Raw genomic sequence first — 21,482 nt, 5'->3', positions numbered from 1 at the left:
CGAGTCACGTTTGAAAATTCAAAGAGAACATCGGCGTCGGCGGCGGGCCAAGGGTTTGGGGATCAGCAATGCAGTCCACACAGAACGTGCAACAGATTGATCAGAGCGAGATCGGCCTCGCCCCTGGGAAGCCCGAGAAGACAAGCTATGATCAACTGTACCGGCGGGTCCTGCGTGAGGTGCTGACCCGGATCGATACGCGGCTCGCGGCGATCGAGAGGCCCGGCGTGGCGGCGGATGCCGCGGCGGCAGCGAGCACGAGCGGGGCGGCAGACGCCGGGGCCAGCCGCTGGGCGCGGATGAAGGCACCGCTCGGCAGGCTGCGCGGGCGCAACGCCGTGGGTCTCGCTCTGCTGGTCGTGCTGGTCGGTGGCTCGGTCGCCTGGTCGCAGCGCGACGCCGGCACCTCGCTGATGGACCGTTGGATGCCGGGCGCCAGCGAAGCTCCGCAGGACGAGGCGTCAGCCCAGCAGGGTAGCGAGGATGCCATGATGTCGAATGCCTCGCTGAGGGGAGCGGAAGACACCACCGGCCCCCGCGAGCCCGCGACGTTGATGCAGAGGATGGCGCGTGACATCGCCGATCTGCAGCAGGGCATCGAACAGATCAAGTCGACGCAGGATCAGGCCAGCCGCGATCACACCCGCGCCATCGAGCAGCTGCAAGCCGGCCAGGATCAGCTGATGCGTCTGGTGTCACGAATGTCCAACCAGTCGGTGCAGGCACGCGGCACGGTGCCCCCAGGCCCGCCCCAGCAGATCATCGTGACGCCGCAGCAGCGGACCACCACGGGAATGGCCCGGCCGCAGCCGGCGCAGCCGCAGGGCTCGACGTTCGGGACACTCTTTACCCGCAACACCTCGGGCATTCAGCCGCCGATGCCGCGTTGATGGTGTGATCGGCCGTGCTCACCGGTGGCGGTCTTGGCCGCCGCCGATCCGCGCGCTTGCCGATCGGCCCCTTATCGGCCCGTTACGAGCAGGTGTGAACGCGCCCGTCGTAGCCGCGGTAGATGCCCTTCTCCGCGTCATAGGTGCGGAAGCTCTTGCAGTTCACACCCCGCCTCTTCGCCTCCCGCTTCATTTCGCTCTTCTGTTCGCTCTTGGGCTTGCGGACGCGTTGCTCGCGCTTGGCGGGCTTGGCGTCGTCCTCGGCATGTTGGGCATGCGCGTGGCCGTGCCGTCCGGGCTTGGCCGACGGGGACGCGGTGTCCTGCTTCGCAGCCGCCTTCCCCGGCGTGGCCGCGGAAGAAACTGCGGCCGGCGGCGCGGATGTCTTGGGCTCGGCCGGCGCAACCGCGGGCTTCACCTCGGCGGCGGCAGCCGGCTTTTCGGCGGGCGCCGCGGCTGCGGGCTTGCTCTCCGCAGCCTTCTCTTCGGCTTTCTCCGGTGCGGGCGCGTCCTTGGCGACGGCGGCGGGCTGAACGGCCGGAGCGGGCTCTGCCGGTTTCGACTCGGTCACGGCCGGCTTCTGGCCGACGTCGGTGCCGGAGTTCGGTTCGACCTTGGTCTCGGATTTGGCCTCGGCCGGCTTGCTCTCGGCCGCAGCATCCGTCGCGGTTTTTTCGGTTGATACTTTGTCCGCCGGCTGCTGGCTCGCGCTGTCTGTGGCCTGAACGGGTTTGGTGTCCGCAGCGGCTGGCTCGCCGGGCTTCTCGGCCGTCTTCTTAGGCTCGGCCGCAAGCTTGCCGGCGGCATCCGAGGGCTGCTCGGCGGGCCTGGTTTGAGCAACCGCGGGTTTCGGCTCGGACTCTACGGGCTTTTCGGCCGTCGGCGCGGCAGACTGCTCCGTGGCGGGCTTGGCCGCATCGTTCGCGGCTCCCTGGGCCCAGGCGCTGGAGCCAGCGATCACTCCGAGGACGCAGAACAGAACGCCCGCGCGGACGGCTGGCGGACAAACAACGGAAACTTGCATGCTGGAAAACTCGCTTGAGGGGCCGGCAGATTGCCGGTTTACGTCATCTGCAGCCAGCTTTCGCCACGAAAACGGCATGCGCGCAAAAGAGTCGCACGAGGTGTGCTTTCCGCATCATGGATTTGCAATCGCGACGTGAAGGCCGGCGCGCCGACACTCAATGCGTCGGATGCCGACGGCACATCGGCCGCCTGAATGGCGCGGACTGCGCCCGGCGGGACCCCGGGTGGCGTCGCGGCGCTTCACGCGCTCACGGCGTTGCGGCTGATCACGTGATGGTAGTACGACGCGCTGAGCTTGGGCGTGCGCACCTGGGTGTCGAAGTCGACGTGATAGATGCCGAAGCGCTGCTTGTAGCCGAACACCCACTCGAAATTGTCCAGCAGGCTCCACAGGAAGTAGCCCTTCACGGGCACGCCCTCGGACGTTGCGCGCTGCAGCTGGGCGAGATAGTTGCGCAGATACATCACGCGGTCGAGGTCGTGGACCTTGCCATCGGCGGTCAGCTTGTCGTCCGAGGAGGTGCCGTTCTCGGTGATGTAGATGGTCTGGAGATTCCAGATCTTGGCGGCGAGCTTCGGCACCCAATAGGCCGTCTCCGGACCGACCAGCAGCCAGGGTGAGCTCATGTGCGGGAACGAGGACGGCATCGGCAGCACGTCGAATCCGGTCGCGCGGTCCGACGCGACGACATACGCTTGCGGCGCGTAGATGTTGAGGCCGACGAAATCGACCGGCGCCGAAATGATCTTCAGTTCGTCGGCGGTGAATTTCGGCGCATCCTTGCCGGACCACGCCAGGAAACCCTCCGTGTAGCGCCCCTCGAGGATGACGTTGAGGAAGCCGGCATTCAATTCGCGCGTCGCGATCTCGGCGGCGCGGATGTTCTCCGGCGTGTCGATCGCCGGCAGGCAGGCCGTGATGTTCTCGGCCATGCCGACGCGCATGCCGGCGCGCCCGCCGGATCGGATGGCCTGGACGGCGAGACCGTGCGCCAGCGCCACGTGATGGCGCGCCTGGTTGACCTGCTGCTGCGGCAGCTTCAGCCCGGGCGCGTCGACGCCGAGGCCATAGCCGAACGGAACGAAGCGGCCGCATTCGTTGATGGTGAAGATGGTCTTCACACGGTCGCCGAGATGCTCGGCGACGTAGCCCGCATAGTGCGCAAAGGCCCTGGCCGTGTCGACCGAGAGCCAGCCGCCGACGCGGTCCTGCAGCGCCTGCGGCAGATCCCAATGATACAGCGTTGCGTACGGCGTGATGCCGTTGGCCAGGAGCTCGTCGACGAGGCGGTTGTAGAAGTCGAGGCCCTTCGGATTGGGAGTCAGCCCCCCGTCGGGAAACAGCCGGGGCCAGGCGATCGAGAACCGATAGGCCCGGCAGCCGAGCTCCTTGATCAGCCGCACGTCGTCCTTGTAGCGGTTGTAGTGATCGCAGGCGACGTCGCCGGTGCTGCCGTCCTCGATGTTGCCCTGCAAATGCGTGAACACGTCCCAGATCGACGGCCCACGGCCATCGGCCGTGGCCCCGCCCTCGATCTGGTACGACGACGTCGCCGTCCCCCACACGAAATCGGCGGGAAACCGCCGCCCGGCATCCTCCTTCACCGCGCCCTCCTCCGCTTGCGCCGGGCCATTGGCCGCCCCGAGGGCGGCCAGCCCGGCCAGCTTTGCAAGATCACGGCGGGAGACGTCGTTCGGCATTGATGAACCTCAAACCTCTGTTGCTATCGTGCCCGATCGGGACGGCGAAAGCATCACGAACCATATCTGCGCTCCGATTTGAACAGCCCGAGGTGGCGGCAAGGGAGCGGCCTCGATCACATCTGCGTCCGGAATCGGCGCGTCAATGACCGACGGCGCCGCGCCCGGCATTGTGACCGCCGCACGGCTGCGGCAGCGTTGAAACGCGACTGCTCGCACCGTCGGTTTGTAACGTCCTCGGCTCGACAGCGGTGCCCGATTACGCCTATGGTTGTACCATGACGGATCACGGCCACCATCACGACCATCCGCACGATCACTCGGACCTGTCCGAGACCGATCTGCGGGTCCGCGCGCTCGAAAGCATCCTGACCGAGAAGGGATATATCGATCCCGCTGCGCTCGACGTGCTCATCGAGACCTATGAGAGCAAGGTCGGTCCCCGCAACGGCGCCCAGGTCGTGGCGCGGGCCTGGACCGATCCGGCCTATCGGGCACGCCTTCTTGCCGACGCCACGCCGGCGATCGGTGAGCTCGGCTATGCCGGCCGCCAGGGCGAGCACATCGTGGCGGTCGAGAACACGCCGGATCTGCACAACATGGTCGTGTGCACGCTGTGCTCCTGCTATCCGTGGCCCGTGCTCGGCCTGCCGCCGGTCTGGTACAAGTCGGCGCCCTATCGCGCCAAGGCGGTGAAGGATCCGCGCGGCGTCCTGAAGGATTTCGGCTTCGACTTGCCGCCGACGACGAAGATCCGGGTGTGGGATTCGACGGCCGAGGTCCGCTATTTCGTGCTGCCGATGCGTCCCGCGGGGACCGACGGCTGGAGCGCGGAGCGGCTCGCCGAGCTCGTCACGCGCGACAGCATGATCGGCACCGGGCTGCCGAAGCAGCCGCACGAGGTCGGCCGCTGATGGATGGTGCGCATGACATGGGCGGCGTCGCCGGCTTCGGCCCGGTCCGCCCCGAGCCGAACGAGCCGGTGTTTCACGCCGAATGGGAGCGCCGCGCGTTCGCCATGACGCTGGCGATGGCGACCCCCGGCGGCTGGAACATCGACATGTCGCGGTTCGCGCGCGAGAACCGTCCCCCAGACGACTACCTCGGCATGAGCTACTACCAGATCTGGCTCGCGGGCCTCGAACGGCTGATGCAGGAGCGGCATCTGGTCGACGCCGATGAGATCGCCGCCGGCAAGGTGCTGCATCCGGCCAAGCCCGTCGCCAAGATCCTCACTGCAGATGCCGTCGCGCCGACACTGCGTCGCGGTGGCCCGACCGAACGCGTGGCGACGCAGCCGGCGCTGTTCGCCGTCGGCGACAGTGTACGGGCCAAGGACATCCATCCGTCGACGCACACACGGCTGCCGCGCTACGTGCGGGGCCATCTCGGCCGCGTCGCGGCGGTCAGAGGCATGCACGTGTTTCCGGACAGCAACGCCCATGGCGGCGGCGAAGATCCGCAATGGCTCTACACGGTGGCGTTCAGCGGCGCCGAGCTGTGGGCCGATGCGCCCGATCCGCTGCTGGAGGTTACGGTCGACGCTTTCGAGCCCTATCTGGAGCCAGCCCGATGAAACCGGACCGTGAGGCGGCGGTCGCGGCGACGCGCGCCCTGCCCGGCATTCCTGTCGATGACAGCGGGCCCGTATTTCGCGAGCCGTGGGAAGCGCACGCCTTCGCGATGGCCGTCACGCTGCACGCCCGCGGGCTGTTCACCTGGCCCGAATGGGCCGCCGCGCTCGCCCAGGAGATTTCACGCGCGCAAGCGGCCGGCGACGCCGATTGCGGCGATACGTATTATCGACACTGGCTGGCGACGCTCGAACGTCTGGTCGCCGAGAAGGGCGTCACCTCCGCCGATGCGCTCGCGCGCTACCGCGACGCCTGGGATCACGCGGCCGATCGCACCCCACATGGCAAGCCCATCGAGCTCCGGCCCGAGGATTTTGCCGGCTGAGCGTTTCGCAAGGGTCGCGAGGATGCTTAATGCCCGGTGAGCGGGCGATCCTGCTTTTGATGGTGCGGTCTTAACGGCCGGCTATTCATGCCGCGAACAGCCGTATTCGTTCGAAATTGAACATTCATCAGTGCGTCCGTAGCGTCCCGCATCTTCTTTGCCGAAGTTGAGGGGACGTTGAAAATGCCCGCGCCAGAGTTCGCCACCATCGTCGACACGCTCGCCGGCGTGCGTCAGGACTATCACGAGAAGCTCAAATCGATTCCGCAGTACGAGGCCTTCCTGCTGATCGAGAGCTCGACCGAGAAGGCCGCCGGAGCCCTGCACGGCACCGAAGCGTCGGGCTCCTCCATCGCCACCGACGTGATCGACTCGCTGCAATATGCGCGCAACCGGTTCGAGCAGCACATGGCCTCGATCCCGGAATATCGCGTGCTGGTGGCGATCGACCGCGTGATCAAGGAGATCTCGCAGCATCTCGGCCTCGCGCCGCATGATGATGCGCCGGCCACAGAGAGCCTTGCCGCGGCCGCCGAACAGCCTGCCGAAGCCGCCGAGGCGGTGGCCAGCGCTGCGAGCGCCGACACGGATGCTCCCGCCGAAGAGGCCGTCGACCCGGCGCCGGAGCAGGCAGAAATGGCCGAGGACGAACCGGCCGCAGCGGAGCCGGTCGAGGCCGAGGCCCCGACCCTGCGTATCGTCGACAAGCCGGTGAAGTCGCCGTCGATCGTGCCCGCCGATCACGACGGTGCCGCCCACGACGACGACATCGTGGTGCTGAACGCGCCTGCCTGGGAGAAGAGCGGCAAGGACGCCAATCACGACATCACCGCGCGCCTCGTCGCGCAGGCGGCCTCCGCCGCAGCCAGTGAGGCCGATGACGGCCACGACCTCGCCGATGCGGATCTCGTCATCGTCAGCCAGCGTGAGCCGTCGGACAACGAAGCCGCCTGAGCGCTCGCCTGTCGCGCAACTCTCCGCGGGGCCCGAAGGCCCCGCTTCCGATTCAGGATGGCCCGCCCGCCGCGATGTATTCGCGCCATCCTTTGGCGCGCAGCTCGCAGGCGGGACACTGTCCGCAGCCGTGCCCCCAATCGTGCCGCGCGCCGCGCTCGCCGAGATAACAGGTGTGCGACCGGTCGCGGATCAGGTCCACGAGCCCGGTGCCGCCGAGATCATGCGCCAACTGCCAGGTCGCGGCCTTCGACAGCCACATCAGCGGCGTGTGCAGCTCGAACGCGCGCGCCATGCCCAGGCTCAGCGCGCTCTGCAGCGCCTTGATGGTCTCGTCGCGGCAGTCCGGATAGCCCGAATAGTCCGTCTCGCACATGCCGCCGACGATGTGGCGGATGCCGCGGCGATAGGCGAGCGCCGCCGCAAAGGTCAGGAACACCAGATTGCGGCCCGGCACGAAGGTGTTGGGCAGGCCGTCAGCGCCCATCTCGATCGCGACGTCGCGCGTCAGCGCCGTCTCGGAGATCGCAGCCAGCGTTGGAATGTCCAGCGTGTGGCTGTCGCCGAGCTTTGCCGCCCAGTCGGGACGCAGGCGCGCGATGCCCTCGACCAGCCAGTCGCGGCAGGCGAGCTCGATCGCATGGCGCTGGCCGTAGGCGAATCCGATCGTCTCGACGCGCGCGAAGCGGTCGAGCGCCCAGGCCAGGCACGTCGTGGAATCCTGCCCGCCCGAGAACAGCACCAGGGCTGTCATGTCCTGCTCACTCATGGCCCCCCGCTTAGCATCATCGACGGGTCGGGCCAACCCGCGGAGCGATCCCGCGTAATCGCCCTTTTTGCTGGGAGCCGCGCGCGGCTTGGGGCATACAGGACACGATCGAACGATGCTGTCAGGACCTGCCCATGATCCCCTCCCGCGACATCTCACGCCTGATCGAGATCATGGCGGCGCTGCGCACGCCGGTCACCGGCTGCCCGTGGGATATCGAGCAGACGTTCCGGACCATCGCGCCCTACACCATCGAGGAAGCCTATGAGGTGGCCGACGCGATCACGCGCGACGATCTCGACGATCTGCGCGAGGAGCTCGGCGATCTCCTGCTGCAGGTGGTCTATCACGCCCGCATCGCCGAAGAACAAGGCGCGTTTGCATTCGGCGACGTCGTCGAGGGCATCACGAAGAAGATGATCCGCCGCCATCCGCATGTGTTCCCGGACAAGGACGGCAACGTCACTCAGCCGACCAAAGGCACATGGGACCGCATCAAGGCCGAGGAGAAGGCCGAGCGCGCCGCGCGACGGCCGCCCGAGGCGGAGACGGGCAAGTCCTCGCTGCTGTCAGGCGTCAAGGCCGGACAGCCTGCGCTGGTGCGCGCGATGGAGCTGCAGCGCAAGGCGGCGACCGTCGGTTTCGACTGGAACGATCCGCGCGCGGTGTTGCAGAAGATCCGCGAGGAAGCCGACGAGATCGAGGCCGCGCTCGACAACAAGGATGCGACCGAGCTGACCGAGGAGACCGGCGATCTCCTGTTCGCGCTGGTCAATCTTGCCCGCCATGCCGAGGTGGATCCGGAGACCGCGTTGCGGGGCACGAACGTCAAGTTCGAGCGCCGTTTCGCGCACATCGAACAGGCGCTGACGGCCAAGGGCCGTACACTCGAAGAAGCGTCGCTCGACGAGATGGACGAATTGTGGAATGAGGCGAAGCGACTGGAGAAGGAGCGCCCCCCGTCTCCGAAGCCGTGATCAGCCGCCCTTGCGCGACAGCACGGCCTTTGCGATCTCGACGAAGCGCTGCGCGGCCGGCGACAATCCAAAGTCGGCTCGGCTCAGCAGCGAGACATGCCGATGGATCGTCGGCTGCGACAGCGGGATCGCGGCAAGCGTCGGAAATTGAGCCTTCGGCAGCATGTGCGCGGGCAGGATGCTGATGCCGGCGCCCTCCGCCGTGAGCGCCAGCGCGGTCGTGATCAGCGACACCTCCCACGCCGGCTTCAGCGCCCGCCCCGTCTGCGCCAGCGCTTCGTCGATCTGACGGCGGATGCGCGTGCCGTGACGCATCGTGATCAGATCGGAGCTCATGATGCCGTCCCAGGTCAGACGGCGGTGCTTCTCGAACCGGCCGTCCTTGATGCCGATGGCCGAGAGCGGACTTTGCATCAGGGTGTCAATCCGGACCTCCGGCACGCCCTCGTCCTCGACGCTGCCGAGACCGAACTCCGCATGCCCGGCCATCACGATCGCGAGCAGCTCGTCAGGCGCGACATCGCGCAGATCGATCCTCACCTCGGGATGGCGCGATCGAAACGTCGCAAACACGCGTGGCAGCAGCGCCGACGCGACGCCCGCTGAGACCGCGATGGAAATTCGGCCGGCCTTGATCTCGGCAAGGTCGCGCATCCGCTGCGACAGCCCCTGCGTCCCCGCCAGGATGCGTTCCGCGGCGGTGATCGCCTCACGGCAGGCCGCCGTCGGGTGCAGCGCCCGCGTCGTGCGATCGAACAGCTTGAGCTGAAAGTTCTCCTCGATCTGCCGGATCAGCAGGCTGATCGCCGACTGCGTGACGCGCAGCTCGGCGGCCGCCCTGGTGATGCTGCCGAGCCGATACACCAGGACCAGGGCCTCCAATTGCCGCAAGGTCGGGGGCATTAGCTTTCCTCATGAATGAATGAGAATTTTGTGGCTAATCGAAAGAGTTTGATCATGCAACATATTTGCAAACAGCCGGCGGCTGCTGCGAAGCGCGCCAGGCAACAACAAGCACATGGGGAGGGACATTTGACGCAAGCGATCAATCTCACGCGCTACGTCGACGAGCGGCCGCTGTCGGGCTTCCAGATCAGGGTGATCTGCCTGTGCGCGCTGGTCGTCGGGCTCGACGGCTTCGATGCCCAGGCGCTCGGCTTCGTCGCCCCTGCCCTCAGCAAGGACCTGCATCTGGCGCCGGGCGCGTTGGGGCCCGTGTTCGGTGCGTCCCTGTTCGGCGTGATGATCGGCTCGCTGGTGTTCGGCGCGCTGGCCGACTATCTCGGGCGCAAATGGCTCGTCGTCGCCGGGGTTCTCGTGTTCGCGCTTGGATCGCTGGCGACCACCCAGGCCACCAGCGTATCCGACCTCGTCATCATTCGGTTCCTCACCGGCCTCGGGCTCGGCGGCGTCCTGCCCAACACGATCGCTCTGACCGGCGAATATTCGCCGCAGCGTCGCAGGACCCTGTTGATCATGCTGATGTTCATGACGGTGTCGCTCGGATCGGCGATCGGCGGAGCGGTCGCGGCGAAGCTCATCACCGCCTATGGCTGGCAGATCATCTTTCTCATCGGCGGCATTCTGCCGCTCATCCTCTGTCCGGTCCTCATTATCTGGCTGCCGGAATCGCTCTCGCTGCTGGCTCTCGACGACAACAAGAATGATCGCGTGCGCGCGCTGCTGAGGCGGATCGATCCGTCGGACCGCCTCCCCGCCGACGCGCGCTTTACGATCATCGAGGAGAGCGGCAAGGGCTTCCTGCTGCCGCAGTTGTTCACCAAGCGGCGCCTGCTCCCGACCCTGCTGCTGTGGGTGATGTTCTTCATGAACATGATGGACATCTATTTCCTCAACAGCTGGCTGCCGACGCTCACACATGGTGTCGGGCTTGACGTCCAGGCGGCGATCGCCGTCGGCATCGCCTTCCAGCTCGGCGGCATGCTTGGCACCGTCGGGCTCGGCCTGCTGATCGAAAAGTTCGGCTTCGATCGCGTCCTGTTCGCGACCTACGTTGCCGGCTTCCTCTCGATCATCACCATCGGTATCGCGGGAGCCTCGTTGCCGGTTCTCGTGCCGGCCGTCTTCATTGCCGGCGTCGCGGTGATCGGCGGACAGATCGGCTGCAACGCCTACGCGGCGCGCATCTATCCGACCTACATCCGCGGCACCGGCATCGGCTGGGCACTGGGCATCGGCCGCTTCGGCTCGATCCTCGGCGTCACGATCGGCGGGTTGATGCTCGCGGCGAAATGGGACGTCTCCTCGCTGTTTCAGGCCAGCGCGGTGCCGCAACTGTTCTCGGCACTGGTGATCTTGGGCCTTGCCGTCCTCGGCATGCGCGGCAGTCTTCCGACCGCCGACGGCACGCAGCGGGATGCGCTTTCGACAGCCGAGCGTGCCTAGGTTCAGAGCAGAAGAGAACTGACATGAAGACGATTCAAACCCAGGTGCTCATCGTGGGCGCCGGTCCGGTCGGACTGACCGCCGCCATGGATCTCGCCTCGCGCGGCATCGAGGTCGTGGTCGCGGAGATCAGGCGCGCCGGAGAGCCGCCCAACGTGAAGTGCAACCACGTCTCCGCGCGCTCGATGGAGGTGTTCCGCCGCCTTGGCATCGTCCAGCAAGTGCGCGAAGGCGGCCTGCCGGCCGACTTTCCCAACGACTGCGCCTATCGCACCGCGGTCGTCGGTCGCGAGCTGACGCGCATCCCGATTCCGTCCCGCAAGGACCGCTATACGGCGACCGGTGGACCCGACACCGATTGGCCGACGCCCGAGCCGCCCCATCGCATCAACCAGATCTATCTCGAGCCCATCCTGTTCGCTTGCGCCGAGGCGCAACGCGGCATCACGATTCTCAACCGCGTCGAGGTCGATCGGTTCGACCAGGATGAAAACGGCGTGATCGCGCGGGCACGCGATCTCGACGCCGGCCGGGACATCACCATTTCGGCCGATTATCTGATTGGCTGCGACGGTGGCCGCTCCGCGGTGCGCAAGCTGATCGGTGCGCGGCTCAGCGGCACCGATGTCGTGCAGCGGGTGCAGTCGACCTACATCCATGCCCCTGCGCTGAAGGACCTGATCACCCAGAAGCCGGCCTGGATGACGATGTCGCTCAACCCGCGGCGCTGCGGCACCACCGTCTCCATCGACGGCCGCGACAACTGGCTGATCCACAACCACCTCGCGGCCGAGGAAGTCGAATTCGACAGTGTCGATCGCGATTGGGCGTTGCGCACCATTCTCGGTGTCGACGACCGCTTCGAGTACGAGGTCATCAGCAAGGAGGACTGGATCGGACGCCGCCTGGTGGCGGATCGCTTTCGCGATCGCCGTGCCTTCATCTGTGGCGATGCGGCGCATCTGTGGATTCCCTATGCAGGCTACGGCATGAATGCCGGGATCGCCGATGCGGTCGACCTGTGCTGGATGCTCGCCGGCGTGCTGCACGGCTGGGCTGCCCCTGCCCTGCTGGACGCCTATGAGGCGGAGCGGCAGCCGATCACCGAGCAGGTGTCGCACTTCGCGATGAACCATGCGCTCGCCGTGATGAGCCAACGACGCAGCGTGCCTGCCGAAGTCGAAATGGACGGCCCCGTGGGCGATGAGGCGCGCCGCAAGGTGGGACAGGCCGCCTACGACCTCAACGTGCAGCAATATTGCTGCGCCGGCCTGAACTTCGGCTACTACTACGACCGGTCACCGGCCATTTCGTACGATGGCGAGACGCCGCCGCCCTACGGCATGGGCCATTTCACCGCGTCGACCGTGCCGGGCGCACGCGCCCCGCACGTGTGGCTCGCCGATGGCCGCTCGCTGCTCGACGCGCTCGGCCCGGCCTATACGCTGGTCCGGTTCGATCCAACCATCAATGCCGAGGCGCTGGTCGAGGCCGCAGCCCGCCAGGGCGTTCCCTTGACGCTCGTCGACGTCGACCGGGCCAAGGCCGGCTACGACTTCGCTGACAGCCTGCTCGTGGTGCGACCGGATTCGCACATCGCCTGGCGCGGCGCTGCCGCACCTCAGGAGCCCGACGACCTGTTGGACCGCCTGCGCGGCCTCCCAACCCGGCCTGAGGCCGTGCGCCGTGACAATGTCGTCGTCGCCTGATCCTCGCCAGCGCGCCATGACACGCCACACCACCGCGCACTACTTCCTCGAGGCGCTCGTCGAGATCGGCATCGACTACATCTTTGCCAATCTCGGCACCGATCATGTCTCGCTGATCGAGGAACTTGCACGCTGGGACAGCGAAGGTCGACGGCACCCCGAGGTGATCCTGTGCCCCCACGAGGTGGTCGCGGTGCACATGGCGATGGGCCATGCGAGCGCGACCGGCCGCGGCCAGGCCGTGTTCGTCCACGTCGATGCCGGCACGGCGAACGCGTGCATGGCCATTCAGAACGCCTTTCGCTACCGGCTGCCGGTGCTGCTGTTCGCTGGGCGGGCTCCGTTCGCGCTGCATGGCGAGCTGCCGGGAGGACGTGACACCTACGTCCACTTCGTGCAGGAGAGCTTCGATCAGGGCAGCGTCGTGCGGCCCTATGTCAAATGGGAATACACGCTGCCGTCGGGCGTCGTCGTCAAGGAGGCGGTGGCCCGCGCTGCCGCGTTCATGCACAGCGATCCGCCCGGCCCGGTCTACATGATGCTGCCGCGAGAAACCCTTGCCGAGACCTGGGACGAACAGGCGATGCCGGCCTACCCGGCCGCGCGCTATGGCAGCGTCAAAGCGGGAGGCATCGAGCCGGAACGCGCGCAGGCGATCGCGGACGCGCTGATGAAGGCGGATAATCCGATCGCAGTGACCGCATACCTCGGACGCAGCGCCGAGGCCGTCTCTGTGCTGGAGCGACTGGCGCTGGTCTGCGGAATCCGGGTCGCCGAGTTCAATCCCATCACGATGAACATCTGCCAGGACTCCCCTTGCTTTGCGGGCGCCGACCCCGCCGCGCTTATTGCTGGCGCCGATCTCGGACTGCTCATCGACATCGACGTCCCCTTCATTCCGCAGACGCTGAAGGCGGCCGATCGGCTGCGCTGGATCCAGATCGACATCGACGCCCTGAAGGCGGACATCCCGATGTGGGGATTTGCCACCGACCTCCGCATTCAGGGCGATTCGGCTGTCATTCTTCGGCAGGTCCTGGAGATCATCGTTGCCCGTGGCGACGACGCCTATCTCACGAGAGTGCGCGACCGGATCGCGAGCTGGCAGCCGGCACGCGAGGCCGCGCAGGCGAAACGGATATCTGCAGCTGCACAGAAGGGCCGGATCGGAGCGATCAACCCGGCCTATTTGTTTGCGCGGTTGCAGGCGCTGCTGTTGGAGGACGACATCGTCCTCAACGAGGCGGTCCGCAACGCGCCAATCCTGCAACAGCAGCTTCGCCGCACCAAGCCGATGACCTATGTGGGCCTGGCCGGCGGCGGCCTCGGCTTCAGCGGCGGCATGGCGCTCGGACTCAAGCTAGCCAATCCGTCACGCCGCGTCGTGCAGGTCGTCGGCGACGGCGCCTACCATTTCGCTGCGCCGGATTCCGTCTACGCCGTAGCGCAGCAGTATCAGCTGCCAATCCTGACCGTGATCCTCGACAACAACGGATGGCAGGCGGTGAAGGCATCGGTGCAGCGCGTCTATCCGGACGGCGCCGCACAGCGCACGGACTCCTTCCTCTCTAGGCTCAGCACCGGGCGCCAGGGCGAGCAGCGTCGTCTCGCCGACATCGCCTGCGCATTCGGCGCCCATGGCGAGCGGGTCGACGATCCCGACAAGCTCGATGCGGCGATCGAGCGCTGCCTCGCCGCCCTCGACGGCGGGCGCGCCGCCGTGCTGCACGCCGACATCACGCCCTTGTAGCCCGATGGATAGGCGCAGCGATGCATGACATCCTGCACGAGAGGCAAACGACGTCGCGCGCGGCTCACGCCACGCGGGGCACGCCGTGATAGCGCTCGACCACGATGTCGCGCTTGGTGGCGTCGACGCGCACGGTCATGTCGTAGCGGCCTTCGTTCAGCTCCTTGGCCAGCACCTCGGCGTTGCGATGCAGCCAGGAGATGCCGGCGCCGTCGGCCGCGTCGATGGTGAGATCGAGCGTGGTCCGCGCCGCCGCGAGACGGTCCTCGATCGTCTGCAGGAGCGCGTCGACGCCGTCCCCGGTCTGGGCCGAGACCAGCAGGCATGGCCGCTCCGGCGGCCGACGCCCGGCGATGTTGGCGAGGTTCTCGCGCGCTGCCTGGTCGAGACGGTCGATCTTGTTCCAGACCTCGATGATGGTGTCGGTGGCCTCGGGATCGATGCCGAGCTGGCTGAGCACCAGCTCGACATCGTGCTGCTGCGCCTCGGCATCCTCGTGCGACATGTCGCGGACGTGCAGGATCACGTCGGCCTCCAGCACCTCCTCGAGCGTGGCGCGGAAGGCGGCGACGAGCTGCGTCGGCAGGTTGGAGATGAAGCCCACGGTGTCCGACAGCATCGCCTTGCCGCCATGCGGCAGCGTGATCGCGCGCAAGGTCGGATCAAGCGTCGCGAACAGCATGTCGGCGGCCTGGACGTCGGCGCGCGTCAGGCGATTGAACAGCGTCGACTTGCCGGCATTGGTGTAGCCGACCAGCGCCACGACGCGATACGGCACGCGCTGGCGTCCGGCGCGATGCAGCCGCCGTGTCGCCTGGACCTTCTTCAGCTCGTTCTCGAGCCGCGTGATGCGGTCGCCGATCAGGCGGCGGTCGGCCTCGATCTGGGTCTCGCCGGGACCGCCCATGAAGCCGAAGCCGCCGCGCTGGCGTTCGAGATGGGTCCAGGACCGCACCAGACGGCTGCGCTGATAGTTGAGATGCGCGAGCTCGACCTGCAGCGCGCCCTCCTTCGTCTTGGCGCGGCGGCCGAATATCTCCAGGATCAAGCCGGTGCGGTCGAGCACCTTGGTGTTCCAGGCCTTCTCGAGGTTTCGCTGCTGGATCGGCGAGAGCGCGCAATCCATCACCACCAGCTCGACGCCATGGCCGGCGATCACGCCGGCAATCTCTTCGACCTTGCCCTTGCCGAGATAGGTCGCAGGGCGGATTTGCCCGATCGGCGCGAGAATGGCCTCGGCCACCGTCAGGTCGATGGCCCGCGCGAGGCCCGCCGCCTCGTCGATCCGTGCCTCGAAATCACGCATGTCGGATTGGCCTGCTTGCGCGCCATCGTCGCCGCGGCGCGCTCGCAAGTAGGGGCCGACCACGATGACGAGCCCGGTCCCCTTATTGTCATCCGGCCTCGACAGGCCGATGGTCCCTTCGCGATCGCGGGGTTCCAATCAGGTCACTCTCACGTCAGGTCACACTCACGCAGACGCGTCCTCGCCGCCCTCGAACAACTGGATCGGCGCGCCCGGCATGATGGTGGAGATCGCATGCTTGTAGACGAGCTGCGAGTGACCGTCGCGCCGGAGCAGCAGGCAGAAATTGTCGAACCATGTGACAATCCCCTGCAGTTTCACGCCATTGACCAGGAAGATCGTGAGCGGCGTCTTGGTCTTGCGGACATGGTTGAGAAAGGTGTCTTGTAGGTTTTGTGCGCGGTCGGCCGCCATTGTTGTTATCTCGCAGTCTTGTGCTTTTTCTTATTGAACCTTCGATGACCCGATCGCAGGCCCCGGATTCATCGAGGTGGCCCATGGTCCATTGAGATCCCCCTCGAGGGACCATGGGATGCCGGATTAGAAGACAGGCGAGCATATTAGGCAAGCCGCTTGCAAGGAGGCCGGTTCCAAAAGGACCGGATTCATCCGTAAAATTCCGGAAATGGACGAATTTTCCAATGTAAATTCGTCCAGTCGGCAAGTTTGGCCGAGCGGGAGCCTCAGCCGACGCCGAGCGCCTTCAGCTTGCGATGCAGGGCGGACCGCTCCATGCCCACGAACTCGGCCGTGCGCGAGATGTTGCCGGAGAAGCGGCTGATCTGGGCGATGAGATAGTCGCGCTCGAACACCTCGCGTGCCTCGCGCAACGGCAGTCCCATGATGTGCTCGCCATTGTTGCTGGTCGGCATCGCCGGCACCATCGATCCCACATCCGGCGGCAGCATGTCGGCGGTGATGATCACCTCCGGTCCGCCGGCGGCCAGAATCATGACGCGCTCGACGTTGTTGCGAAGCTGACGGACGTTGCCGGGCCACACGTGCGACTGCAGCACGGCCATGGCGTCCTGGCCGATCTGCCGCTTCGGCAGGCCGGTCGTGGCCGAAATCTGCTCCATGAAATAGTCGATCAGCTCCGGAATGTCCTCGCGGCGCTCCGACAGTGGCGGAACCCGGATCGGCACCACCGACAGACGGTGATAGAGGTCCTCGCGGAAACGCCCGGCGGCAATCTCCTCCTCGAGATTCCGTGCGGTCGAGGAGATGATGCGCACGTCGACGTGCACCTTGGTGGTGCCGCCGGCGCGCTGGAACGTCTGGTCGACCAGCACGCGCAGGATCTTGTTCTGCGTCTCGCGCGGCATGTCGGCGATCTCGTCGACGAACAGCGTGCCGCCGTGGGCCTCTTCGAGCGCGCCGGTCTTGCGCGCCTGCTCGCCATTGGACTGCTCGATGCCGAACAGCTCCTCCTCCATCCGCTCCGGCGTGATCGCGGCGGCGTTGATGACGACGAACGGGCCCTCGGAGCGCGGCGACTGAGCGTGCAGCGAACGCGCGGCGAGCTCCTTGCCCGAGCCGGGAGGGCCGACGATCAGGATGCGGCTGTTGGCCTTGGCGGCGCGCTCGATGGTCTGGCGCAACTGGTTCATCGATGGCGAGCGGCCGGTCATGCTGCTCGCGGTCGGCGCCAGCTGCTTGAGCTCGCGAACCTCGCGCTTCAGCCGGGAATTCTCCAGCGCACGCGTGGCAACCAGAATCAGCCGGTCGGACTTGAACGGCTTCTCGATGAAGTCATAGGCGCCGCGCTTGATCGCGGCGACCGCCGTTTCGATGTTGCCGTGGCCGGAGATCATCACGACCGGCAGGTCGGGATGGTCCTTCTTGATCTGCTCGAGGAGCTGCAGACCGTCGAGCTTGGAGCCCTGCAGCCAGATGTCCAGGAACACCAGGTTGGGACGGCGGCTCGTGATCTCCGCGAGCGCCGAATCGCTGTCGCGCGCGGTTCGCGTCGTGAAGCCTTCGTCATCCAGGATGCCGGCGACCAGCTCCCGGATATCGGCTTCATCGTCGACAATCAGAATATCACTCGCCATGGGTCACGCCTGTCTCGTCAGCTGCCGGTTGCGGCTTGGATTTTTGGTTCATCATTGGTCGTTTGAACCGTGTCAGCGGTTTCGCCGCCAACCTCGGTCTTCTGCGCATTGTCAGACGCCGCCGCCTGCTCCTTCGCGCCCGTCTTCGCGGCCTGGCCGGAGACGGCAAAGCGCAGCCGCATCCAGGCGCCGCGCTGGCCGGGACGGAAATCGGACGCGTCCTTCAGCTCGAGCTTGCCGCCATGGTCTTCCAGCACGCGGCCGACGATCGCGAGCCCGAGGCCGGTGCCCTTGGCGCGCGTCGTGACATAGGGCTCGAGCAGCCGCTGCCGCGCCACCTTCGGCAGGCCGATGCCATTGTCGATGACGTCGATCAGCACGTCCTCGCCCTCGCGCGAGGCGACCACGTCGATACGGCCCTTGCCGAGCTCCGCCTCTGGCACCACCTCGATCGCCTCGGTGGCGTTCTTGATGATGTTGGTCAGCGCCTGCGAGATCAGGCGGCGATCGAACTGCGCGCGCAAGGGGTCCTGCTTGATCTCGGTCTCGATGTCGATCTCGGGATGCGCGACCTTCATCAGGAACACGGCCTGCCGCACGGTGTCGGCGACGTCCTCGCCTTCCATCACCGGCTTCGGCATCCGCGCGAACCGCGAGAACTCGTCGACCATTCGCCTGATGTCGTCGACCTGCCGCACGATCGTCTCGGTACATTGCTCAAATATCGCCTTGTCCTCGGTGATGACCTTGCCGAATTTGCGGCGAATTCGCTCTGCGGACAGTTGAATTGGCGTCAGCGGATTCTTGATCTCATGCGCGATGCGCCGCGCGACGTCGCCCCAGGCCGAGGTGCGCTGCGCCGACACCAGCTCGGTGATGTCGTCGAGCGTGATGATGTAGCTGTCGCGCGCCTGGTTGGTCTGCTCGGCGGTGACGCGCACCGACAGATTGCGCTCGTGGCCGTCGCGCTGGATCGTGATCTGACCCTGCACCAGCCGCTGCTTGCCCTCGCGCGCCGTCTTCATCATGTCGTCGAGCTCGGGCAGCACGTCGGAGAGCGGATGATCGAGCACCTCCTGCTCGGCATGTCCGATCAGCTTCTCGGCCGAGCGGTTGAGGATGCCGACGCTGCCAGAGGCATCGACGCCGATGATGCCGGCGGAGGCCGACGACAGTACCGCCTCGATGAAGCGGCGCCGGCTGTCGATCAATTCGCTGGCGCTGACCAGCTCGTCGCGCTGCGTGCGCAGCTCCTGCGTCATCTTGTTGAAGGTCTGGCCGAGCTGGGCGAGATCGCCCTCCGAGCGATGCACCGGGACCTGGACGTTGAGATCGCCGGTCGACACGGTGTTGGCGGCATTCATCAATTGCCGGATCGGCGCCACCAGCCAGTTGGCGAAGTTCAGCCCGATCAGCACCGAGGCCATCAGGATGGTCAGCGCGATCACCGCGAACATCAGCGCGAAGGCGATCTGGATGCCGAAGCGGCGCGCCTCGACCTGGGCGTATTCGGCGACCGACAGCTCGGTCTGCTTGAGCTGCTCGACGACCTGCGGATCGAGCGGACGCGCGACGTAGAGGAAGGTGTCGTTGAATGCGCGCAGCCGGATCACCGCGGCGACGTAGTTCGACTCCGGCAGGACCGCGATCTCGGGCTCCTCCTCCCGGACATTGTTGAGGAACTCCGGCGCCGGCGGCGAATAGGCCAGTTGCACCCCGCCGGTCTCGGCCCAGACGATCGGGTTGGTGTTCTTGTCGATGATCATCGCGCCCGGCAGGTTGCGCGACGCGGCGCTGGTGGTGAGCAGCTCGCGGAAGCTGGCGCGGTCCTGGTCGAACAGCGGCCTGGCGCGTGCGATGTCGGTGGCCATGCCGATGATGTCGCCGCGGATGAACTGCGCGTGCTCCTGCATGTAGGCGCGCGCGATGGTCAGCGAGTTCTGGATCGCGACTTTCGCTGGTCCGGAGAACAGCCGGTCGAGGCCGCGATCGATGGTGACGTTGGCCGCCACGGCGACCAGCACCGCCGGCAGGACCGCGATCACCGAGAACAGGCTGACGATCTGGACGTGCAGCCGTGCCGCCGCCCGGCCGCGCCGGCGGGCCTGCACCACCTGCCAGACCTCGCGGATGATGATCCCGACCAGGACCAGGATCGTTCCGGCGTCGATCAGGTAGAAGGTCTTGACCACGTCGGTCGTGGGCTCGACCGGGGTCAGCCCGACCAGCACGATGAAGGTGAGGAAGGCCGACAGCAGCGCCAGCGCCACCGCCACCGGCGCCAGCCAGGTGCGCCAGGTCCAGCGCCGGCCCTCGGTGGACGACGCATCGAAGGGGGTGGCCGATGTCTCTGCGCTGGTCATTCCGGCAAGGTGGGTGATGCTGAACGCGGCACGTCCGGGAATCGGACTGATGCATTCCTACCACGCTGTTGCCAAATTGCGACAAATCCGCGGCGCCGGAGCGCGTCGCGGATTTGTCTACATTAATTCTCACCTGAGGCGGGTCCGAGCCCGCTGGAGAGGTATCAAATAACCGTCAAGCGCCGCTGCGGTACACTTGAATGTCGAGGTCGCGGATCTTCTTGCGCAGCGTGTTGCGATTGAGGCCGAGCAGATCGGCGGCGCGGATCTGGTTGCCGCGCGTCGCCGCCAGCGCTGCCGTCAGCAGCGGAATCTCGATCTCCTTGAGGATGCGGTGGTACAGCCCCGGCGGCGGCACGCCGTTGGGAAATCCCTGGAAGTGCGAGGACAGATAGGCCTCCACGGCACCGCCCAGATTGTCGATCGAGGTCGGCGTGTTCGAGCCGGTGGTCACCGCCGGCGGCGCCAGCTCGCCATCGATGACTGACGCCGTGATGACGTCCTGCGGATACAGCGCGGCCAAACGCCGGGCGAGATTCTCCAGCTCGCGGACATTGCCCGGCCAGCGGTGCTGCTTGAGCCGCTCCAGCGCCGCGGCATCGAGCTTCTTCGGCGGCAGCCCGTCCTTCTCGGCCAGCGCGAAGAAATGGCGGACGAGATCCGGCAGGTCCTCGATGCGCTCGCGCAGCGGCGGCAGCCGCAGGGGCACGACGTTGAGGCGGAAGAACAGATCTTCCCGGAAAAGCCCCTGCTGGATCAGGATGCGCAGGTCCTTGTTGGAGGCGGCGACGATGCGCACATCGGTCTTGATCGGGGTGCGGCCGCCGACGGTGGTGTACTCGCCCTGCTGCAGCACGCGCAGCAGCCGCGTCTGCGCCTCCATCGGCATGTCGCCGATCTCGTCCAGGAACAGCGTGCCGCCCTCGGCCTGCTCGAAACGGCCGGAGGCGCGGGTGTTGGCACCGGTGAAGGCGCCGCGCTCGTGCCCGAACAGTTCCGATTCGATCAGGTCGCGCGGGATCGCCGCCATGTTGACCGCAACGAACGGGCCGTTGCGGCGCTTGCCGTAATCGTGCAGCGCGCGCGCCACCAGCTCCTTGCCGGTGCCGCTCTCGCCCGAGATCATCACCGTGAGATCGGTCTGCATCAGCCGCGCCAGCACGCGGTAGATGTCCTGCATCGCCGGCGAGCGGCCGACCAGCGGGATCGATTCGAACTCGCCGTCGTCGGGCTGGCTCGCCGCACGCTCCTTCGGCTCGGCCAAGGCACGGCCGACGATCGCGATCAGCTCCTTCAGGTCGAACGGCTTCGGCAGATACTCATAGGCGCCGCGCTCCGACGCCTTGATGGCGGTCATGAAGGTGTTCTGCGCGCTCATCACGATGACCGGCAGGTTCGGCCGCATCTTCTTGATCCGCGGCAGCAGGTCGAACGCGTTCTCGTCCGGCATCACCACGTCGGTGATGACGAGATCGCCCTCGCCCTGGCTCACCCAGCGCCACAGCGTCGCGGCATTGCCGGTCAGCCGCACCTCATAGCCGGCGCGTGACAGCGCCTGGTTCAGGACCGTGCGGATGGCCGTATCGTCGTCGGCAACGAGAATGCTACCTGCAGGCAT

18 protein-coding genes are annotated in these 21,482 nt (G+C 66.6%); 9 read left to right on the top strand and 9 right to left on the bottom strand.

Annotated features, from left to right (window positions below):
- The first annotated feature begins 68 nt into the window (after window positions 1-68).
- Window positions 69-890: a hypothetical protein gene (locus tag ACQR0U_RS06385; protein WP_315711919.1), complete on the top strand. Its 822-nt coding sequence runs from the start codon at window positions 69-71 to the stop codon at window positions 888-890.
- 82 nt (window positions 891-972) lie between these two features.
- Here ACQR0U_RS06385 and ACQR0U_RS06380 read toward each other — a convergent pair whose 3' ends face one another.
- Both ACQR0U_RS06380 and ACQR0U_RS06375 read right to left on the bottom strand, forming a co-directional pair.
- On the bottom strand, window positions 973-1,992 hold the full coding sequence (locus ACQR0U_RS06380; protein ID WP_316206949.1) for a hypothetical protein: 1,020 nt from the start codon (window positions 1,990-1,992) through the stop codon (window positions 973-975).
- Window positions 1,993-2,156: 164 nt separating this feature from the next.
- Window positions 2,157-3,617 carry a GH1 family beta-glucosidase gene (locus ACQR0U_RS06375; RefSeq protein ID WP_315751548.1) on the bottom strand — a complete coding sequence of 487 codons (1,461 nt, stop codon included), beginning with the start codon at window positions 3,615-3,617 and terminating at the stop codon, window positions 2,157-2,159.
- A gap of 278 nt (window positions 3,618-3,895) precedes the next feature.
- Between ACQR0U_RS06375 and nthA the strand changes: the two genes are divergently transcribed.
- The 4 genes from nthA (at window position 3,896) to ACQR0U_RS06355 (ending at window position 6,530) form a co-directional block, all read left to right on the top strand.
- Window positions 3,896-4,531 (top strand): nitrile hydratase subunit alpha, encoded by a 636-nt coding sequence (gene nthA / locus ACQR0U_RS06370; RefSeq protein ID WP_315751547.1) that lies wholly within the window; start codon window positions 3,896-3,898, stop codon window positions 4,529-4,531.
- Complete coding sequence (nthB, locus tag ACQR0U_RS06365) at window positions 4,531-5,193, top strand: nitrile hydratase subunit beta (RefSeq protein WP_315711914.1); 663 nt, start codon at window positions 4,531-4,533, stop codon at window positions 5,191-5,193. The genes nthA and nthB overlap by 1 nt, the downstream gene beginning before the upstream one ends.
- Window positions 5,190-5,576 (top strand): nitrile hydratase accessory protein, encoded by a 387-nt coding sequence (locus ACQR0U_RS06360; protein WP_315751545.1) that lies wholly within the window; start codon window positions 5,190-5,192, stop codon window positions 5,574-5,576. The genes nthB and ACQR0U_RS06360 overlap by 4 nt, the downstream gene beginning before the upstream one ends.
- Window positions 5,577-5,759: 183 nt before the next feature.
- The gene (locus ACQR0U_RS06355; RefSeq protein ID WP_316172032.1) at window positions 5,760-6,530 is read left to right on the top strand and encodes a hypothetical protein; all 771 of its coding nucleotides are present in this window, start codon (window positions 5,760-5,762) and stop codon (window positions 6,528-6,530) included.
- Between the two features lie 52 nt (window positions 6,531-6,582).
- On the opposite strand, the gene queC is transcribed toward ACQR0U_RS06355, so the two are convergent.
- Window positions 6,583-7,299: a 7-cyano-7-deazaguanine synthase QueC gene (queC, locus tag ACQR0U_RS06350; protein WP_316191247.1), complete on the bottom strand. Its 717-nt coding sequence runs from the start codon at window positions 7,297-7,299 to the stop codon at window positions 6,583-6,585.
- A gap of 134 nt (window positions 7,300-7,433) precedes the next feature.
- Here queC and mazG point away from each other — a divergent pair, with 134 nt between their 5' ends.
- Window positions 7,434-8,276 carry a nucleoside triphosphate pyrophosphohydrolase gene (mazG, locus tag ACQR0U_RS06345; RefSeq protein WP_316191248.1) on the top strand — a complete coding sequence of 281 codons (843 nt, stop codon included), beginning with the start codon at window positions 7,434-7,436 and terminating at the stop codon, window positions 8,274-8,276.
- Here the strand turns inward: mazG and ACQR0U_RS06340 are convergent, their stop codons facing one another.
- Complete coding sequence (locus tag ACQR0U_RS06340) at window positions 8,277-9,179, bottom strand: LysR family transcriptional regulator (RefSeq protein WP_434843043.1); 903 nt, start codon at window positions 9,177-9,179, stop codon at window positions 8,277-8,279.
- 129 nt (window positions 9,180-9,308) lie between these two features.
- Here ACQR0U_RS06340 and ACQR0U_RS06335 point away from each other — a divergent pair, with 129 nt between their 5' ends.
- The 3 genes from ACQR0U_RS06335 to ACQR0U_RS06325 are packed head-to-tail and all read left to right on the top strand — an operon-like array spanning window position 9,309 to window position 14,141.
- Window positions 9,309-10,682: an MFS transporter gene (locus ACQR0U_RS06335; protein WP_434843044.1), complete on the top strand. Its 1,374-nt coding sequence runs from the start codon at window positions 9,309-9,311 to the stop codon at window positions 10,680-10,682.
- Window positions 10,683-10,705: 23 nt separating this feature from the next.
- Complete coding sequence (locus tag ACQR0U_RS06330) at window positions 10,706-12,391, top strand: FAD-dependent oxidoreductase (protein WP_434843045.1); 1,686 nt, start codon at window positions 10,706-10,708, stop codon at window positions 12,389-12,391.
- Window positions 12,392-12,407: 16 nt separating this feature from the next.
- A complete protein-coding gene (locus ACQR0U_RS06325) occupies window positions 12,408-14,141 on the top strand; it encodes a thiamine pyrophosphate-requiring protein (protein ID WP_434843046.1) in 1,734 nt (577 codons plus the stop codon).
- Window positions 14,142-14,205: 64 nt separating this feature from the next.
- Here the strand turns inward: ACQR0U_RS06325 and hflX are convergent, their stop codons facing one another.
- The 5 genes from hflX to ntrC all read right to left on the bottom strand — a co-directional run bounded on the left by hflX (window position 14,206) and on the right by ntrC (window position 21,482).
- Complete coding sequence (gene hflX / locus ACQR0U_RS06320) at window positions 14,206-15,585, bottom strand: GTPase HflX (RefSeq protein WP_315711897.1); 1,380 nt, start codon at window positions 15,583-15,585, stop codon at window positions 14,206-14,208.
- 27 nt (window positions 15,586-15,612) lie between these two features.
- Complete coding sequence (gene hfq, locus ACQR0U_RS06315; RefSeq protein WP_006613906.1) at window positions 15,613-15,861, bottom strand: RNA chaperone Hfq; 249 nt, start codon at window positions 15,859-15,861, stop codon at window positions 15,613-15,615.
- 269 nt (window positions 15,862-16,130) lie between these two features.
- Window positions 16,131-17,501 (bottom strand): sigma-54-dependent transcriptional regulator, encoded by a 1,371-nt coding sequence (locus ACQR0U_RS06310; protein ID WP_315711893.1) that lies wholly within the window; start codon window positions 17,499-17,501, stop codon window positions 16,131-16,133.
- A gap of 17 nt (window positions 17,502-17,518) precedes the next feature.
- On the bottom strand, window positions 17,519-19,864 hold the full coding sequence (locus tag ACQR0U_RS06305) for a sensor histidine kinase NtrY-like (RefSeq protein WP_315711891.1): 2,346 nt from the start codon (window positions 19,862-19,864) through the stop codon (window positions 17,519-17,521).
- 175 nt (window positions 19,865-20,039) lie between these two features.
- Entirely contained in the window at window positions 20,040-21,482 is a 1,443-nt protein-coding gene (gene ntrC, locus ACQR0U_RS06300) for a nitrogen regulation protein NR(I) (protein WP_315711890.1), read from the bottom strand.

The organism is Bradyrhizobium sp. HKCCYLRH3097 (genome assembly GCF_051167875.1).
In the GTDB taxonomy this organism is placed as follows: Bacteria; Pseudomonadota; Alphaproteobacteria; order Rhizobiales; family Xanthobacteraceae; genus Bradyrhizobium.
Note: the sequence above shows the minus strand (reverse complement) of the source record. Positions and strands in the feature narration are given on the sequence as shown.

Bases quoted from the DNA above. Each gene is read 5' to 3' on its own strand.
- hfq (WP_006613906.1), bottom strand. From the start codon at position 15,861: ATGGCGGCCGACCGCGCACAAAACCTACAAGACACCTTTCTCAACCAT.
- queC (WP_316191247.1), bottom strand. From the start codon at position 7,299: ATGAGTGAGCAGGACATGACAGCCCTGGTGCTGTTCTCGGGCGGGCAG.
- ACQR0U_RS06325 (WP_434843046.1), top strand. From the start codon at position 12,408: ATGACACGCCACACCACCGCGCACTACTTCCTCGAGGCGCTCGTCGAG.
- ACQR0U_RS06340 (WP_434843043.1), bottom strand. From the start codon at position 9,179: ATGCCCCCGACCTTGCGGCAATTGGAGGCCCTGGTCCTGGTGTATCGG.
- mazG (WP_316191248.1), top strand. From the start codon at position 7,434: ATGATCCCCTCCCGCGACATCTCACGCCTGATCGAGATCATGGCGGCG.
- ACQR0U_RS06380 (WP_316206949.1), bottom strand. From the start codon at position 1,992: ATGCCGTTTTCGTGGCGAAAGCTGGCTGCAGATGACGTAAACCGGCAA.
- nthA (WP_315751547.1), top strand. From the start codon at position 3,896: ATGACGGATCACGGCCACCATCACGACCATCCGCACGATCACTCGGAC.
- ntrC (WP_315711890.1), bottom strand. From the start codon at position 21,482: ATGCCTGCAGGTAGCATTCTCGTTGCCGACGACGATACGGCCATCCGC.
- nthB (WP_315711914.1), top strand. From the start codon at position 4,531: ATGGATGGTGCGCATGACATGGGCGGCGTCGCCGGCTTCGGCCCGGTC.
- ACQR0U_RS06330 (WP_434843045.1), top strand. From the start codon at position 10,706: ATGAAGACGATTCAAACCCAGGTGCTCATCGTGGGCGCCGGTCCGGTC.
- ACQR0U_RS06375 (WP_315751548.1), bottom strand. From the start codon at position 3,617: ATGCCGAACGACGTCTCCCGCCGTGATCTTGCAAAGCTGGCCGGGCTG.
- ACQR0U_RS06310 (WP_315711893.1), bottom strand. From the start codon at position 17,501: ATGGCGAGTGATATTCTGATTGTCGACGATGAAGCCGATATCCGGGAG.
- ACQR0U_RS06385 (WP_315711919.1), top strand. From the start codon at position 69: ATGCAGTCCACACAGAACGTGCAACAGATTGATCAGAGCGAGATCGGC.
- ACQR0U_RS06305 (WP_315711891.1), bottom strand. From the start codon at position 19,864: ATGACCAGCGCAGAGACATCGGCCACCCCCTTCGATGCGTCGTCCACC.
- ACQR0U_RS06360 (WP_315751545.1), top strand. From the start codon at position 5,190: ATGAAACCGGACCGTGAGGCGGCGGTCGCGGCGACGCGCGCCCTGCCC.
- ACQR0U_RS06355 (WP_316172032.1), top strand. From the start codon at position 5,760: ATGCCCGCGCCAGAGTTCGCCACCATCGTCGACACGCTCGCCGGCGTG.